The organism is Salinilacihabitans rarus, from assembly GCF_024296665.1.
GTDB lineage: Archaea > Halobacteriota > Halobacteria > Halobacteriales > Natrialbaceae > Salinilacihabitans > Salinilacihabitans rarus.
In genome coordinates this window covers 1,936,028-1,950,557 of sequence record NZ_CP100762.1, presented here as the reverse complement: position 1 = coordinate 1,950,557, position 14,530 = coordinate 1,936,028, and the positions used below count along the sequence as shown (strand labels likewise).

The window sequence follows — 14,530 nt, the reverse complement described above, 5'->3', positions numbered from 1 at the left end:
CAGGGGTGGGCGATCGACCGGAGCTATATACCGCGGGCCGTGGTAGGACCGACGGCACCGAGCATGACGGCGCCTCGCGACCACCGCGTTCTCGTCCCGGTCGACGTCCTCGGCGGCGAAGCCGTTCCGACGACGATCGTGGAGGCGTTCGCGTCCGTCCCCGTCGCCCTTCTTGCCTACCGTGAGATCCCCGACCAGATCGGGACCGATCAGGCCCGCGACCAGTTCGGCGCGAGCGCACGCGCCGAACTCGAGGAACTCGAAGACGTGTTCGCGGACGCCGGCTGCCTCGACGTCTCCTCGCGGCTCGTGTTCACGCACGATCGGCTGCAGACGTTCGAGCGCGTCGCCCTCGACGCCGCCTGCGACGCGCTCTTGCTGCTCAACCCCGCGCCCGTCCTCGAGTCGGTGCTCGTCGCCGTCCGCGGGGACGTCAACCTCGAGTACATCGCCGACCTCCTCGGGGTGTTGCTGACCGGCACCGACCTCGAAGTGACGTTCTTCCACGTCGTCGACGACGAGGGCGACCGCGAGCGCGGCGCGGACCTCCTCGCGGACGCGGCCGACGCGCTGGCCGCCGAGGGAGTCGACCGCGACCGGATCGACACCGACCTCGCCGTCGACGGCTCGCCGACCCGGGAGATCATCGCGGCCGCGACCGAACACGACATGCTCGTCGTCGGGGAGAGCCGCCCGTCCGTGCGTCGGCTCGTGCTCCGGGACCGGGCGAAGACGTTAGCCGGCGGAACGGTCGATCCGGTGCTCGTGATCCGCGGGGAGTACCTCGAAGGGGACGCGAACGCGGAGGGGGCCGACGATCACTGATCCGGCGACGGCCGGTCCGAACCGCGGGGTCCGTTCCCGTCTTCGTCCCGCCCGCGCTCCTCGCTCTCCTCGGCCTCTCCGTCCTCCTCGGCCTCCTCGCCCTCCTCGTCCTCCTCGTCTTCGACTCGCCGGACGACGAGCACCGGGCCGACGGACTCGGCGGCGACGCGCTCGGCCGTCTCGCCGAAGACGAGCGAGAGCAGCGACGGCGCCCGCTCGCCCATGACGATGGCGTCGTGACCGACCGCGGCGTCGAGCAGCGCCTCCAGCGGCGGCTCGTCGACGGCCAGTTCGGTCCCGACGTCGACGCCGCGGTCGGCGAGCGGTGCCGCGGTCCGTTCGAGTAACTCGCGGCCGCCGGGTTCGTCGTCGGTCGCCAGAAAGAGCGTGACGCCGATATCGCGGTCGCCGACCAGCGTGGCGACGAACGAGACGATCCGGCTGACGGCGACGTCGCCGGTCAGCGTCACGAGGAGCCGGTCGACCGGGCCGGTCGCCCCCGGGACGGCGTAGGCGTCGGCGCCGACTTCCGCGGCGACGCGCTCGAACGTCTGCTCGCGGTCGTGCGTGAACACGAGCCGGTACTCCGCGGTCCCCCCGCCGTCGAACTCCGCGGCGACGTCCGCGAGGGCGTCGGTCGCCCGCTCTTCGTACTGCAGTCGCGCCTGGTCGGGCGGCGTCTGCTCGGGCACTTCGTGGTAGCCGAGGACGACGACGTCCAGCGGCGCGAGCAGGTCGACGAGACCGGCCGACACCGACTCACCTTCGAGGATCGCCAGTGGAACGAGTATGCGTGTCATGATCGTCGGTCAGAGGGCCCCTTTCAGGTCGACGTCCCGGGCGTAGTAGACGTACCAGGCGGCGGTCGCGACGACGATTCCGGCGCCGACGTACCGCGACCCCGGTTGCATGAACGCGATCAGCGCGAAGCTGGCGATCGCGCCGAGCGCCGGCACGACGGGGTAGCCGGGCGCCCGGAAGTCGGGGTCGTACCACTCCGGCTCGTCCCGGCGCAACACGATCAACGCGACGCACATCAGCCCGTACATGAGCAGGTGCAGGAACGAGGCGACCTCCGCGAGCAACTCGACGCGCCCGGTCGCGGTCAACACGAGGATCGGGCCGCCGGCCATCCCCAGCGCGACGTGTGGCGTCCCGTACCGGAGGTTGATCCGGGTCGCGCCCCGCGGCAACAGGGCGTCCTTCGAGACGGCGTAGATGGCCCGCGAGGTACTCAGGACGGAGGCGTTGGCGCTCGACATCGTCGCGAGCAGGCCGCCGAAGACGATGGCGAACGCGCCGACCGGGCCGAGGTAGTGGCGACCGACCTCGACCATCGCCGTCTCGCCGAGATCGCCGAGCGTGTCGCTCCCGAGCCCGCTCGTCGCGACGAAGATCGTCGCCACGTAGAGGACCCCGACCACGAGTACGGAGCCGACCATCGCCAGCGGCAGGTTCCGGCCGGGATCTTTCATCTCCCCCGCGACGGTCGCCACCTGCGCGAAGCCGAGGTAGGAGGTGAACACGAGCGCCGCCGTCGTGAACACGCGCATCGGCCCGAAGGGCGCGAACCGCTCGGGCGTCGCCGGCTCGCCGATCAGGCCGACCGCGTCGAGGCCGCCGACCGTGAGGAAGACGACCAGGATCGAGAGCAACAGCGCGACGACCCCGTTCTGGAGCTTCGCGGCGTTTTCCGTCCCCGTGACGTTCAGGACGACGAAGGCGGCGCCCGCGAGGACCGCGATCGGGATGACGGGGCCCTCGCCGACCGCGACGCCGACCTCGGCCAGCGTGTCCACGGCGTAGTAGCCGAAGCCGACGAGGTAGAAGGCGGTCGCGAACACCAGGCCGAACCACAGCGAGAGCCCGACGACCGCCCCCGCGAGGCTCCCCAGCGCCCGGGAGATGAAGTAGTAGCCGCCGCCGCTTTTCGGCATCGCCGTCGCGAGTTCCGACGTCGGCAGCGCGACCAGCAGGGCGACGACGGCACCGATCGCGAACGACGCGGACGCGGCCGGCCCGGCCTGCCCGGCCGCTATCCCGGGGAAGACGAAGATGCCGGCGCCGATCATCGTCCCGATCCCGATCGACAGCCCGCCCGGGAGGCCGAGCGTCCGCTCGAGTTCGGCGTCGTCGGTGATCGTCGCTTCTTCGGTCTCGATCGTCGGCTCGATCAGGGGTGCCTCGCCCTCGACGTTGGTCCCCGTCGCCGACGGTGGCGGCTCGCCCATGGTGGGACGTGGGTCCGCCCGACGTATATCTGTACTGGACAGTCCGACTCCTCGTCCCGGCGGCTTCCCGGGGCCGTCAGTACAGCGCGCCCCCCAGCGGCACCCCCTCCTCGGGGGTCACCAGCACCGGGTTGCCGTCGTCGCCGGGGACGCCGACGGTCAGGGCCTCGGACTCGAAGCCCGCGATCCGGACGCTCCCGAGGTTCGTCGCGCACAGCACCTGCTCGCCGACCAGTTCGTCGGGGTCGTGGTGGTAGCCCAACTGCGCCGCCGACTGCACCGCCTCGCCGCCGAGGTCGACCCGCAGTTTGACCATCTCCGGCTTGTTCGTCTCCGGGAACGCCTCGGCGTCTCGCACCTCGCCGACGCGAATCTCGACGTCGAACGGACTCTCGACCATGCGACGGGGTGACGATCCGCCCTCACAAAAAGCCACCCGTCCGGCGCCGACGATCAGCGAACCCGGTCGGAGAGCGCCAGCGTCCGCTCGACGAGCGTCCCCGCCTCGCGTGCGAGCAGCGTCGCGGTCCCCGCGTCGCCGTCGCCGTCGCGGTCGAACACGGCGACGGGCGGCGCCGCCCGGTCGGAGAGCGCCTCGTCGGCCGCCGCGACGTCCCAGCCGAGGGCGTCGACCGCCCGCCGGACGTCCCCGCCGGCCCGGAGGTCGGCGGCGAACCGGCGGTCGGGGAACGCCTCGCGCGCCGCGAGCAGGGTCCGGGCGACGTCGTCCGAGGCGCCGAAGCGGACGTCCCCGTTCGGACGGACGCCCGAGGGAGTGCGCGCGAGGCCGCCCTCGACGGCCGCGACCTCCTCGACGGTCTCCGCCCACGGGGTGGCGCCGACGACGGTCGTGCCGCCCTCGCGGATCACCGCCGCGACGTCGACGTCGGCGAGGCGGTCGACGGCCTCACGGACGGCCTCGGCCGTCGGCTCGCGGGCCGCGTCGTTCCGGAGGCCGACGAGGTGGTTGACCGCGCCCGGCCCCTCGCCGACGTCGTAGTGGTAGCGTACGGCCCGCTCCATGTAGGCGGTCGCGGCCTCGACGGCGTCCGCGAGGGCCTCCCCGCGGGCGAGGCGGGCGGCGATCGACGCCGAGAGGGTACAGCCGGAGCCGTGGGTGGCGTCGGTCTCGACGCGGGGGTGCTCGAATATCTCGACGCCGTCGGCCGCGACCAGCACGTCCCTGACGGCGTCGCCGGGGACGTGCCCGCCCTTGACGAGCGCGGCGTCGGCGCCAAGTTCGCGGATCGCTTCGCCGGCCTCGCGGGCGCTCGCGTCGTCCTCGACGGCGACCCCGGTCAGCACCTCGGCCTCGTCGGCGTTCGGCGTGACCAGCGTCGCGTCCGCGATCAGCCCCTCGTAGGCGCGCTCGGCGTCCGCGTCGAGCAGGCGGTCGCCGGAGGCGGCGACCATCACGGGGTCGACGACGACCGGGACGTCGGCGTCGGCGACCCGCTCGGCGACGAGGTCGACGACCGGCGCGGTCGCGAGCATGCCGGTCTTGGCCGCCGCGACGTCGAAGTCCCCGAGTACCGCCTCGATCTGGGCCTCGATCTCTTCGAGCGGCAGGACGTGCGCGGAGTCGACGCCGCGGGTGTTCTGGGCCGTGACGGCCGTGACCGCGCTCGTCCCGAAGACGCCGTGGGCGGCCATCGACTGGAGGTCGGCCTGTATCCCGGCGCCGCCGCCGGAGTCGCTGCCGGCGACCGTGAGCGCGACCGGCCGCGCGTCGGGCGCGGGCCGCCTCATTCCTCGCTCACCTCCCGGAGCCGCGCCATCTGCTCCTCGAAGGCGCCCCAGAAGGGGTCGGTGTCGGGGTGGTCGATCGGGTCGCCGTCGACGACCGCGCCCCCGCCCTCGGTCACCTCGCCAACCTCGGCCGCCGGGACCCCCTCGGCCTCCAGCGCGGCGAGGACGGCGTCGACGCCGTCGGGGGCCACCGTCGCCAGCAGCGTCCCCTCGCTGATGGAGATCCACGGGTCGATGCCGACCGCGTCACAGACCTCCCGAACCCCGTCGCGGACGGGGATCCGGTCGCGCTCGACCGTCATCCCGACGCCCGCGGCGCGGGCCATCTCCACGAGGCCGCCGTGGACGCCGCCCTCGGTCGCGTCGTGCATCGCGGTGACGGCGCCGTCGCCGGCCTCAGCGGCGACCAGCGCGTCCCGTACCGGGCTCATGTCGTAGAAGCGGTCTTGCGCCGCTTCGAGCGTCGCTCCCCCGAGGTCGTCGGCCAGCAGGTCCGCGAACTGGATGGCCATGAGGCCGGTCGCCTCGATCGCGGGGCCTTTGGTGACGACGACGCGGTCGCCCGGCCGGGCGCCGTCGGGGCGGATCAGGTCGTCGTGGTCGCCGACGGCGATCGCGGTCGCGCCGCCGACCATCGGGTAGTTACAGCCGGCGTAGCGGGCGGTGTGTCCCGTGACGATCGCGACGCCGAGGTCGCGGGCCTCGCGGTCGAACGTCTCCCAGACGGTCGCAAACTCCGCGTCGGTGATCTCCGGCGGGAGGTTGAAGTCGACGCTGAGGTGCGAGGGCGCCAGCCCCGAGACCGCGACGTCGCTGACGAGGATGTGGAAGGCGAACCACGCCGCCCGCTCGAAGCCCAGCGACGGCATGACGAAGACGGGATCGGTCGCGGCGACGACGGCCTCGCCGCCGACGTCGAGCACGCCGAAGTCGACGCCGTGGCGCGGCCCGAGGGCGACGTCCGCCCGGTCGGCCCCGAGGTTCGGGTAGATGTGCTCGTCGAAGAACTCGCGGTCGGCCTTTCCCAACTCGTCCATACCCGAAGGTATTCTTCCGTGGTACAAATCCGTGGTGGTACCCTCTGTCTCGTGCGGGTCGCTACTCGCCGCTCTCGCTCGCCTCGCCCGCGAGTTCGGCGTACGCCTCCCACGAGGGGTCGACGTCCGGGCGCTCGACCCGCTCGCCGTCGGCGTAGACGCCCGACCCGGCCTCGACGCGGCCGATCTCCGCGGCGACGGTGCCCCGGTCGGCCAGCGCCGCCAGCACGTCGTCGACGCCCGCCGGGTCGACGGCCACGAGCAGCGAACCGCAACTCGTCGCCCGCCACGGGTCGATGTCGAGGTACTCGCAGACCTCGCGGACGCCCGGTCGCTCCGGGACGGCCCCGCGGTCGACGACGAACCGCGCGCCGGCGCCGTCGGCCATCTCGTTCAGCGCGCCCGCGAGGCCGCCCTCGGTGACGTCGTGCATCGCGGTCACCGGCCCCGCGGCGGCCGCCGTCAGGGCGTCACGGACGGCGTAGACGTCGTCGAGGCGCTCGCGGGCGTCGTCGAGCGTCGACTCGGGGAGGGCCATCTCGTCGCCGAACAGCGTCGTCAGGAGGCCGACCGCCTCGGCGGCGGGGCCGGTCGTCAACACCAGCCGATCCCCCTCGCGGGCGCCGTCGGGCCGGACGATCGCGTCGTGGTCGCCGACGCCGAGGACCGTCGCGCCGCCGATCCACGAGTACGAACAGCCGGCGTAGCGGGCGGTGTGGCCCGTGACGACCGCGACGCCGAGGTCGGCACACTCCTCGTGGATCGTCTCCCAGACGGTCGCGAACTCCGCGTCGGTCATCTCCGGCGGCAGGGTGAAACAGATCGAGAGGTGCGAGGGCGGAATCCCGCTGACGGCCACGTCGGCGAGGATCAGGTCGAGCGCGAACCGGGCGGCGCGCTCGAAGCCGAGGGCGGGGAGGATCGACAGCGGGTCGGTCGCGGCGACGACGGCCTCGCCGCCGACGTCGAGCACGCCGAAGTCGACGCCGTGGCGCGGCCCGAGGGCGACGTCCGCCCGGTCGGCTCCCAGCCGCGGGGCGACGTGGCGGTCGAAGAACTGCCGGTCGATCTTTCCGAGGTCGCTCACGGCCTGACGGTCCCGCCGGACGGCCTTAGCGGTACTGGTACGCGTCTCGCCGCGACCCCACCACGCTTTAGCCCCCGCGCTCGAATCCGGGCCCATGCACGGCACTGGCGTTCCGCTCGCGACCCCGTTCGACGACTCCGGCGCCGTCGACCACGGCGCGCTCGCCGACCTCGCCGGCTGGCTCGAAGCCGCCGGCGTCGACTTCCTCGTGCCCTGCGGCTCGACCGGCGAGGCCCCCGCGCTCTCGACCGACGAGCGCGTCGCCGTCGTCGAGACCGTCGCCGGGGCGACCGACCTCCCGATCCTCGCGGGGACCGGCCGGGAGGGGTACGAACCGACCTTCGAGACGACCCGGCGGGCCGCCGAGGCCGGCGCCGACGCCGCGCTCGTGGTGTCGCCCTCGTACTACGGCGTCGACGACGACGCGCTCGCGGCCTACTACCGCGACCTCGCCGACGAGTCGCCGGTCCCGGTCTACTGCTACAGCGTGCCGAAGTTCACCGACCACGCGATCGACCCCCGGACGGTCGAGTCCCTCGCCGACCACCCGAACGTCGCGGGGATCAAAGACTCCAGTGGCAGCCTCGAATCCGTCCAGCGACTCGTCCGGTTCACGGCCGAGGCCGACTTCTCGGTGCTGGTCGGCAGCGGCAGCGTCTACGCCGCGGCGCTCGACGCGGGCGTCGACGGCGGCGTCCTCGCGCTGGCGAACGCCGTCCCCGGACGCGCGAGCGAGGTCTTCCGGCGCCACCGGGACGGCGACGGCGAGGGCGCCCGCGCCCTGAACGCCTCGCTCGTCGAACTCAACCGCGCGATCACGGCCCGCTACGGCGTCCCCGGCGTGAAAGCCGCGCTCTCGCTGCGTGGGCTCGAAGCGGGCCGACCGCGCCGCCCGCTCTCGCCCGTCGACGACGCGGCCGCCCGCGAGGTCGAGGCGCTGCTCGATGCGGCGCTGGGGGAGCGGGAGTAACTGGAAGGAGTTACGCTCTGCCGCCGGGACGACCGCGAGGGATTACGGGAAACGCTGAAACCGTTCCCCGCCGTATCCGGCGTACATGGCGCATTCGTCGGCGACGGAGACGCGGCCGGACCTCGAATTTTCGACGTCGGAACTGACGGGCGCGCTAGGGGATTCGATTACGGTCCTGCCGCTGCTGGTCGCCCTCGCCGCGACGACGAGCGTCTCGCTCCCGCACGTCCTCGTCGGCTTCGGCGTCTTCCAGATCGTCTGGGGGCTCCACTACGGGGTGCCGCTGTCGGTCGAACCGATGAAGGCGCTTGTCGGCCTCGCCATCGTCGGGAGCCTCTCGTACCCCGAACTCGCCGCCGCGGGCCTGCTCGCGGGCGCGACCCTGCTCGTCGTCGGCCGGTTCGGCCTCGTCGGCCGGCTTCAGGCCGTCGTCGGCGCCCCCGTCGTTCGCGGGGTCCAGTTCGCCGTCGCGCTGCTGTTGCTCGAGGCGGCCGTCGACCTCTCGCTCGCGGACGTCCCCGTCGCGGTCGGCGGCCTCGCGGTCGTCGCCGCGCTCACTCTGCTCGGCCACCGGCGGGCGAGCGCGCTCGTCGTCCTCGCCATCGGCGCGGCGGTCGCGCTCCGGACGGCCGGCCTCCCCGCGCCGCGACTCCCCGAGGCGACGCTCTTCCCGGCCGGAACGCCCGCCGCCAGCGTCGCCGCCGTCGAAGGGACCGTCGCGCAACTCGGGATGACCGTCGGGAACGCGGCCATCGCGACCGCGCTGCTCTGTGACGACCTCTACGACCGGCGACTCTCGCCGGACGCCCTCTCGAAGAGTATGGGCGTCACCTGCCTCGCGGCGGTCCCGTTCGGCGGCATCCCGATGTGCCACGGCAGCGGCGGCCTCGCGGGCAAGCACGCCTTCGGCGCGCGGACCGGCGGCGCGAACGTCATCCTCGGCGTCGGCTACCTCCTGCTCGCGCTCGTCGCCGCGGGCGCGGTCCTCGCCGCGTTCCCGCTCGCCATCCTCGGCGTCCTGCTTGCGGTCGTCGCCCTCGAACTCGGCCGGACGGCGCTCGGCGCCGTCTCCGACGCGCGCTCGCTCGCGGTCGTCGTCGGCGTCGGCCTCGTCGGACTGGTCGGCAACGTCGGCGTCGCGTTCGTCCTCGGGGCCGTCGCGCACCGACTGTTGGCGACCGAACGGTAAGCGCGCCCGCGGGCCGCGAGTCGGCCGGCCGGGACCCTCCGAACGACCGACTTTTTCCGCCGGGGCGCCACGGTCCACTCATGAGCCGAAGCTGGCGGGACCTGTTCGACCGCGCCGACGAGTACGACGTCTCGCTCGACGCCGTCCGCGAAGAACTCGCGCGCCGACGGGAGGGCGACGATGCCTGAGCGGCCGAATCCCGCCCGCATCGTCGCCGACGCGGACGTGCTGGCGGCGGACCTGCTCGTCGGCGGCGCCGCCCGCGAGGCGCTCGACCGCGTCCGCCGGCACTCCTGGGTGGAACTCGTCGCGAGCGACCCGCTGCTCGACGAGACCGAGGCGCTGGTCGCCGCGCTCGCCGACGCCGACCTCGCCGCCGACCACCGCGCGCGCCTCGACCGCGAGCGCGTCCGCGCCGACCACCCCGCGGGCGACCACCCCGCGCTGGCCTCGGCCCACCACGGGTCGGCGGCGCACCTCCTCTCGTTCGACGAGGGCCTGCGCTCGGTGAAGGCCGGGCTGACGCTCCAGCCGCGGGTGTCGGTGAGCGTCCGCTCGCCGGACGCGTTCGCGCGCCTGTTCGACCCCGAGAGCCTCTACGCGGCCGTCGAGGGCGGCGACTACCCCGGCCCGGATCGCGACCCGCGGGCGTGAGTCGGCGTCAGGCGTCGACGGGCTTTCGCGCCTCGATCCGCGCCGAGACGATCGGGACGTCCTCGGCTCCGTCCCGGTCCCAGTCGGCCTCCTCGACGACCTCGACCGCCTCGAAGCCGACGTCCGCGAGCCACCCCTCCAGTTCCGCGACGGTCGCCGCGCCGCCGACGCAGGCTGCGACGGCGTCGAGGTCCTCGCGGAGGTCTTCGGGGAGCGGTTCGGTCGCCACGAGGTCCGAGACCGAGAGCCGGCCCCCGGGGGTGAGCGCGCGGTAGGCCTCCGCGAGCGTCCGGGGTTTCTCCGGCGAGAGGTTGAGCACGCAGTTCGAGATCACGACGTCGACCGACCCGTCCGCGACGGGCAGGTGTTCGATCTCGCCGAGGCGGAACTCGACGTTCCCGTGGGGGCTCTCGCGGGCGTTCTCCCGGGCGCGCTCGACCATCTCCGGGGTCATGTCGACGCCGATCACGCGCCCCTCGGGGCCGACCTCCTCGGCCGCGAGGAAGCAGTCGAAGCCGCCGCCGGCGCCGAGGTCGAGCACCGTCTCCCCCGGTTCGAGGTTCGAGAGGGCGACCGGGTTGCCACAGCCGAGTCCGAGGTTCGACCCCTCCGGCGCCGCGTCGAGGTCCGCGGGGTCGTAGCCGAGGTCCGCGGCGGGCTTTCCGGGTTCGTCGGCGTCGTCGCAGCAGGTCGAGCCACAGCAGCCGCCGTCGTCGCTCGCGATGGCGCCGTAGCGCTCGCGGACGGCCGCGCGGCGGTCGGCGGGCGATCCGTCGTCGTCTCCGTTCGCGTGGGTGTCGGTCATGATCGTGTCTCAGTCGTCGGTCGGAACGTCGACGGCCGCCGCCACGTCGAGCAGTTCGAGCGCGGCGGTGTCGGCGATCCGGTAGTAGGTCCACTTCCCTTTCTTGCGCGTCTTCACGAGGCCGGCCTCCCGCAGCGTCCGCAGGTGGGTGGCCACGGTCGACTGGGGCGCTTCGAGGACGACCTGCAACTCGCAGACGCAGAGTTCGCCCTCGCGCAGCGCCGCCAGCGCGCGCAGTCGGTGCTCGTTCGCCAGCGCGGCGAAGACGGCTCGCCGGCCGTCGATCCCCTCCTCGTCGGGGCGTCGGTCCGCCAGCGCCTCGACGCTCGCGTCCACGTCGTCGTGGAGTTCCGCGAGCGAACAGCAGGCGTCTCCGACCGGATCGTTCGAACTCATATCGGGATTTCTCGATACGAACGGGCCGACGGGAGTCGTTCTTCGGCCGTTCGCCTACGAACACGTCTCGGGCCGTACCGGTATAAGTCTGCCGAACGGCTACGCTCATCCCCTCGAACTCGCCGCCGTGAGTAGAACCCCTCCGGACCGATTTCAGAACAGATCGTATGTTCCCGATACGACTTGGCCGCCGACCCCGATCAGTCGTGGTGGTCGGCGTACCACTCCGCGAACGTCGCGAGCGCGCGGCCGCGGTGGGAGATGGCGTTTTTCTCCTCGGTGCTCATCTCCGCGAGCGTCGTGCCGTTGTACTCGAAGATGGGGTCGTAGCCGAAGCCGCCCTCGCCGCGGGGCGCGACGAGCGTGCCGGCGACCGACCCCTCGAACGTCTCGGTCCGCTCGGCGTCGGCGTACGCGAGCACCGTCCGGAAGCGCGCCCGGCGGTTCTCCTCCTCCCGTGCCAGCCGCCAGAGGCGCTCGACGCCGACGGTGTCCTCGACGTACGCCGAGTACGGCCCCGGGAAGCCCCCGAGCGCCTCGACGAACAGGCCGGCGTCGTCGACGAGCACCGGTTCGGTGTCGCCGAGCGCCTCGAACGCCTCGCGCGCGCCGTGGGCGGCGATCTCCCCGAGCGAGTCGCTCTGGATCTCGGTGTAGTCGTACTCGACCTGGTTGACCGCCGTGATCCCGTCGAGGTACTCCCGCGCTTCGCGGGCTTTCCCCTCGTTGCCGGTGACGAACCGAACGAGCATGTCTGAGGGGCGGTCCGGCGTCCTCAAAGCGTCGTCGGTTCGCCGCCTCACGGTCGGTACCGTCGCGGAGAAACCGCTCAGTCGTCGTCCTCGTCGACGATCACTTCGACGGGTTCGTCGACCTCGTCGGCCGTCTCCGTCCCGCCTTTCTCCTGTTGCCAGAGCAGCGCGCCCGCGACGACGACGACGATCCACGACCGCCAGTTCGCGAGGTTCAGGGTGTAGCCGACGCCGAAAGGCTTCTCGACGAGCATTCCCTCGCCGGGCTGCCAGTACGCCGAGAGCATCCGCCCCATGCTCGGTCGTTCGAAGTTGTACGGGATCCCGAGGATCTCACCGGAAGTCGGCTTGTCTGCCATGCGCGATGATACGACTCCCCGCGGTAAGAGTATTGTGTGCTGACTGCACCGCGCGAGTGCCGGCGACTCGGCGGGCCGTCACAGTCCCGCCGGCGCCGTCGCGGCGGCCTCGACGCGACGTACGCCCCGGAGGACGGGGCCGCCGGTTCGGCGGTCACTCGCCGACGTACCGGCCCCGACCCTCGACCTCCCGGAGGCGGTCGAGGACCCGCTCCTCGCCCGCGTCGAGGTAGCCCTCGCGGAACGCCGCCCGGAGCGGTTCGGGGTCGTCCGCGGTGCCGACGAGGCTCTGGTCGAAGACGTGGAGGTCCATCGCGTAGTCCTCGACGTGGTCGGTGTGGTAGCCGAGGCCGAAGTCGATCAGGTAGGTCCCCTCGCCGTCGACCCGGACGTTGCGCGTCGTCGGGTCGCCGTGGACGAACCCCGCGCGGTGGATCGCAGCGAGGTGCCGGCCCACGGCCCGAACGCGGTCCGCGGCGAGCGCCTCTCGCAGGTCCGTCCCGCCGACGTACTCGAACTCGATCGTCGCCGCCCGGCGGTCGACGTCGCGGACGACGGGGGTCGGGACCCCCTCGCGGCGAGCGAGATTCGTCAGCCGCGCTTCGAGGGTCGTCCGCTCGCGCCGGAGGCGGGCGTCGAGGTCCGGGTGACGGTAGGACTTCGGGAGGCGGCGCTTGACGACGCGCCCGCGGTCGGGGTCGAGTTCGACGACGGCCTCGGCGCCCTCGACCTCGCGCTCGTCGCGACCGGCGAAGGTGAGTTCGTGCCCGTCGCGCCAGGTGACGGGCACTTGATCCGGCCGGAAGTCGGGGTTCACCCGCGACTCCGCCAGCGCGAGCGTGTCGCCGGCGGCGTACATCTTCGCGCCAAGCACCGCGATCATGCCGGCGTTGTCGCGCAGGAAGCGGGGCTCGGGCGCGTGGAACGTCGCGCCGCGGGCCTCGCACATCTCTTCGAGCATCGCCCGGAGGCGGGCGTTCTGCCCGACGCCGCCGCCCAGCACGAGTTCGTCGCTGCCGGTCAGCGAGAGCGCGCGCTCGGAGACTTCGGCGAGCATCGCGAAGACGTTCTCCTGCAGCGAGTAACAGACGTCCTCGACGGGCACCCCGTCGTCGTAGGCCGCCTTCGCGGCGCTCATGATCCCCGAGAAGGAGAAGTCCATCCCCTTGACGACGTACGGGAGGTCGACGTACTCGCCGTCGCTCGCGGCTTCCTCGACCTTCGGGCCGCCGGGGTGGGACCAGCCGACGTGACGGGTGAACTTGTCGATGGCGTTGCCGACGCCGGTGTCCATCGTCTCCCCGAGGACGCGGTAGCGGCCGTTCCGGTAGGCCAGCAGGTGGGCGTTCGCCCCGCTCGCGTTCAGGCAGACCGGCGAGGAAAAGCCCGAGGTGTGGCGACCGATCTCGAGGTGGGCGACCATGTGGTTGACGCCGACCAGCGGCACGTCGAGGCTCTGGCTCAGCGCGCGGGCGGCCGTCCCGACGACCCGCAGGCAGGGCCCGAGGCCGGGTCCGCGGGAGAAGGCGACGGCGTCCACCGGCGCGCCCGTCCCGTCGTGGGTCTCGCGGGCGCGGTCGAGCGCCGTCGCCACCACCTCCGGGATGGCCTCGTGCATGTGCTCGGCGGCCTCGCGGGGGTGGATGCCGCCGCTGTCGGGCTGGTAGGCGTCGCTCTCGACGAACACGTCGTCGGTCGCGGAATCGTAGACGGCGGCGCTGGCCGCCCACGCGGTGCCCTCGATGCCGAGGACGCGGATTGGGTCACTCACGGGACTCACTTCGCTCGCGGCTCGAAACGCAGAACGGGCGGTCGGTCGCGGGCGATCCCCCGGGCGCGAGACGGCCCGCTCGCGCCCGACGCGTCGCTCCGCTCACCGTCTCGTTACTCCCACTCGGTGTAGCCGCACTTCCCGCAGTGGAGGCGGTCGCCGTGGTCGGCGAGGAACGAGTCGCCACAGCGCGGGCAGTTCTCGCGCTCGGTCTCGCCCTCGTCGTTGTAGAGTTCGTGGCGCGCCATCTCAGGCCTCCTCCGCCTCGGCGTCGCCCTCGTCGGTGGTGATCTTGTTGCGTTCGAGCATGTGCTCCTGTTCGACCTCCGTGGCGTACTCGGAGCTGTCGTAGACCTTCGCGTAGCCGACGGTCTTGCGCATCCCGAACTTCGTGTCGAGTTTGCGGATGACGACCTCGTCGGCGTCCTTGTTCAGCTTCGCCGCGAGGCTGTCGCGAACCTGCAGGCGAGAGGGGGTGGCCTCGTCGTGGGTCAGCTCGAACGTCACGTCGGTCCTGTGCAACATGGGGTTTTCCTCCTCGGAGACGATGTCGACGTCCATGATATCACTCAGTTACTCTACTATGCCGCGGACGCGTGTAAAAGGATTTCGACCTCCCCCCGGTGATTCCGTCCGCTCTCGGTCGCCTTCGGCCGCTTTCCGTACGCGTTCGGCCGGAAGCGGCGGGACCCTCGCCGCGTCGGT

17 protein-coding genes are annotated in these 14,530 nt (G+C 72.7%); 4 read left to right on the top strand and 13 right to left on the bottom strand.

Annotated elements, in window-relative coordinates:
• Window positions 1-63 precede the first annotated feature (63 nt).
• Window positions 64-825: a universal stress protein gene (locus NKG98_RS10235; protein ID WP_254765826.1), complete on the top strand. Its 762-nt coding sequence runs from the start codon at window positions 64-66 to the stop codon at window positions 823-825.
• Here the strand turns inward: NKG98_RS10235 and NKG98_RS10230 are convergent.
• The 6 genes from NKG98_RS10230 to NKG98_RS10205 form a co-directional block, all read right to left on the bottom strand.
• Entirely contained in the window at window positions 819-1,625 is an 807-nt protein-coding gene (locus NKG98_RS10230) for a universal stress protein (protein ID WP_254765825.1), read from the bottom strand. The two genes, NKG98_RS10235 and NKG98_RS10230, sit on opposite strands and share 7 nt — an antisense overlap.
• A gap of 9 nt (window positions 1,626-1,634) precedes the next feature.
• On the bottom strand, window positions 1,635-3,056 hold the full coding sequence (locus tag NKG98_RS10225; protein ID WP_254765824.1) for an APC family permease: 1,422 nt from the start codon (window positions 3,054-3,056) through the stop codon (window positions 1,635-1,637).
• 76 nt (window positions 3,057-3,132) lie between these two features.
• Entirely contained in the window at window positions 3,133-3,456 is a 324-nt protein-coding gene (locus NKG98_RS10220) for a tRNA-binding protein (RefSeq protein WP_254765823.1), read from the bottom strand.
• Window positions 3,457-3,509: 53 nt separating this feature from the next.
• A complete protein-coding gene (gene thiD / locus NKG98_RS10215) occupies window positions 3,510-4,805 on the bottom strand; it encodes a bifunctional hydroxymethylpyrimidine kinase/phosphomethylpyrimidine kinase (RefSeq protein WP_254765822.1) in 1,296 nt (431 codons plus the stop codon).
• Window positions 4,802-5,842 (bottom strand): AIR synthase family protein, encoded by a 1,041-nt coding sequence (locus NKG98_RS10210; protein ID WP_254765821.1) that lies wholly within the window; start codon window positions 5,840-5,842, stop codon window positions 4,802-4,804. Before NKG98_RS10210 ends, thiD begins: the two co-directional genes overlap by 4 nt.
• 61 nt (window positions 5,843-5,903) lie before the next feature.
• Entirely contained in the window at window positions 5,904-6,929 is a 1,026-nt protein-coding gene (locus NKG98_RS10205; RefSeq protein ID WP_254765820.1) for an AIR synthase family protein, read from the bottom strand.
• 94 nt (window positions 6,930-7,023) lie between these two features.
• On the opposite strand from NKG98_RS10205, the gene NKG98_RS10200 reads away from it, so the two are divergent.
• From NKG98_RS10200 to NKG98_RS10190, 3 genes are all read left to right on the top strand, one after another.
• On the top strand, window positions 7,024-7,899 hold the full coding sequence (locus NKG98_RS10200; protein WP_254765819.1) for a dihydrodipicolinate synthase family protein: 876 nt from the start codon (window positions 7,024-7,026) through the stop codon (window positions 7,897-7,899).
• Window positions 7,900-7,984: 85 nt separating this feature from the next.
• Window positions 7,985-9,088, top strand: a complete 1,104-nt coding sequence (locus tag NKG98_RS10195) for a putative sulfate/molybdate transporter (RefSeq protein ID WP_254765818.1) — start codon at window positions 7,985-7,987, stop codon at window positions 9,086-9,088.
• Window positions 9,089-9,268: 180 nt separating this feature from the next.
• The gene (locus NKG98_RS10190; protein WP_254765817.1) at window positions 9,269-9,742 is read left to right on the top strand and encodes a DUF7384 family protein; all 474 of its coding nucleotides are present in this window, start codon (window positions 9,269-9,271) and stop codon (window positions 9,740-9,742) included.
• 7 nt (window positions 9,743-9,749) lie between these two features.
• On the opposite strand, the gene arsM is transcribed toward NKG98_RS10190, so the two are convergent.
• From arsM to NKG98_RS10155, 7 genes are all read right to left on the bottom strand, one after another.
• Window positions 9,750-10,547: an arsenite methyltransferase gene (gene arsM / locus NKG98_RS10185; protein ID WP_254765816.1), complete on the bottom strand. Its 798-nt coding sequence runs from the start codon at window positions 10,545-10,547 to the stop codon at window positions 9,750-9,752.
• A 9-nt stretch (window positions 10,548-10,556) separates the two neighbouring features.
• Complete coding sequence (locus NKG98_RS10180; protein WP_254765815.1) at window positions 10,557-10,943, bottom strand: ArsR/SmtB family transcription factor; 387 nt, start codon at window positions 10,941-10,943, stop codon at window positions 10,557-10,559.
• A gap of 200 nt (window positions 10,944-11,143) precedes the next feature.
• Entirely contained in the window at window positions 11,144-11,695 is a 552-nt protein-coding gene (locus NKG98_RS10175) for an XTP/dITP diphosphatase (RefSeq protein WP_254765814.1), read from the bottom strand.
• 77 nt (window positions 11,696-11,772) lie between these two features.
• On the bottom strand, window positions 11,773-12,054 hold the full coding sequence (locus tag NKG98_RS10170; RefSeq protein ID WP_254765813.1) for a DUF5808 domain-containing protein: 282 nt from the start codon (window positions 12,052-12,054) through the stop codon (window positions 11,773-11,775).
• 154 nt (window positions 12,055-12,208) lie between these two features.
• On the bottom strand, window positions 12,209-13,825 hold the full coding sequence (locus NKG98_RS10165; RefSeq protein ID WP_254765812.1) for a bifunctional N(6)-L-threonylcarbamoyladenine synthase/serine/threonine protein kinase: 1,617 nt from the start codon (window positions 13,823-13,825) through the stop codon (window positions 12,209-12,211).
• A 113-nt stretch (window positions 13,826-13,938) separates the two neighbouring features.
• Complete coding sequence (locus tag NKG98_RS10160) at window positions 13,939-14,073, bottom strand: 30S ribosomal protein S27ae (RefSeq protein WP_254765811.1); 135 nt, start codon at window positions 14,071-14,073, stop codon at window positions 13,939-13,941.
• Window position 14,074: 1 nt separating this feature from the next.
• Window positions 14,075-14,386 (bottom strand): 30S ribosomal protein S24e, encoded by a 312-nt coding sequence (locus NKG98_RS10155; RefSeq protein WP_254765810.1) that lies wholly within the window; start codon window positions 14,384-14,386, stop codon window positions 14,075-14,077.
• Between the last annotated feature and the right edge of the window lie 144 nt (window positions 14,387-14,530).

Excerpts from the sequence above, each read along its gene's own strand:
- NKG98_RS10235 (WP_254765826.1), top strand. The coding sequence starts at position 64 with ATGACGGCGCCTCGCGACCACCGCGTTCTCGTCCCGGTCGACGTCCTC.
- NKG98_RS10230 (WP_254765825.1), bottom strand. The coding sequence starts at position 1,625 with ATGACACGCATACTCGTTCCACTGGCGATCCTCGAAGGTGAGTCGGTG.
- NKG98_RS10225 (WP_254765824.1), bottom strand. The coding sequence starts at position 3,056 with ATGGGCGAGCCGCCACCGTCGGCGACGGGGACCAACGTCGAGGGCGAG.
- NKG98_RS10220 (WP_254765823.1), bottom strand. The coding sequence starts at position 3,456 with ATGGTCGAGAGTCCGTTCGACGTCGAGATTCGCGTCGGCGAGGTGCGA.
- thiD (WP_254765822.1), bottom strand. The coding sequence starts at position 4,805 with ATGAGGCGGCCCGCGCCCGACGCGCGGCCGGTCGCGCTCACGGTCGCC.
- NKG98_RS10210 (WP_254765821.1), bottom strand. The coding sequence starts at position 5,842 with ATGGACGAGTTGGGAAAGGCCGACCGCGAGTTCTTCGACGAGCACATC.
- NKG98_RS10200 (WP_254765819.1), top strand. The coding sequence starts at position 7,024 with ATGCACGGCACTGGCGTTCCGCTCGCGACCCCGTTCGACGACTCCGGC.
- NKG98_RS10195 (WP_254765818.1), top strand. The coding sequence starts at position 7,985 with ATGGCGCATTCGTCGGCGACGGAGACGCGGCCGGACCTCGAATTTTCG.
- NKG98_RS10190 (WP_254765817.1), top strand. The coding sequence starts at position 9,269 with ATGCCTGAGCGGCCGAATCCCGCCCGCATCGTCGCCGACGCGGACGTG.
- arsM (WP_254765816.1), bottom strand. The coding sequence starts at position 10,547 with ATGACCGACACCCACGCGAACGGAGACGACGACGGATCGCCCGCCGAC.
- NKG98_RS10180 (WP_254765815.1), bottom strand. The coding sequence starts at position 10,943 with ATGAGTTCGAACGATCCGGTCGGAGACGCCTGCTGTTCGCTCGCGGAA.
- NKG98_RS10175 (WP_254765814.1), bottom strand. The coding sequence starts at position 11,695 with ATGCTCGTTCGGTTCGTCACCGGCAACGAGGGGAAAGCCCGCGAAGCG.
- NKG98_RS10170 (WP_254765813.1), bottom strand. The coding sequence starts at position 12,054 with ATGGCAGACAAGCCGACTTCCGGTGAGATCCTCGGGATCCCGTACAAC.
- NKG98_RS10160 (WP_254765811.1), bottom strand. The coding sequence starts at position 14,073 with ATGGCGCGCCACGAACTCTACAACGACGAGGGCGAGACCGAGCGCGAG.
- NKG98_RS10155 (WP_254765810.1), bottom strand. The coding sequence starts at position 14,386 with ATGGACGTCGACATCGTCTCCGAGGAGGAAAACCCCATGTTGCACAGG.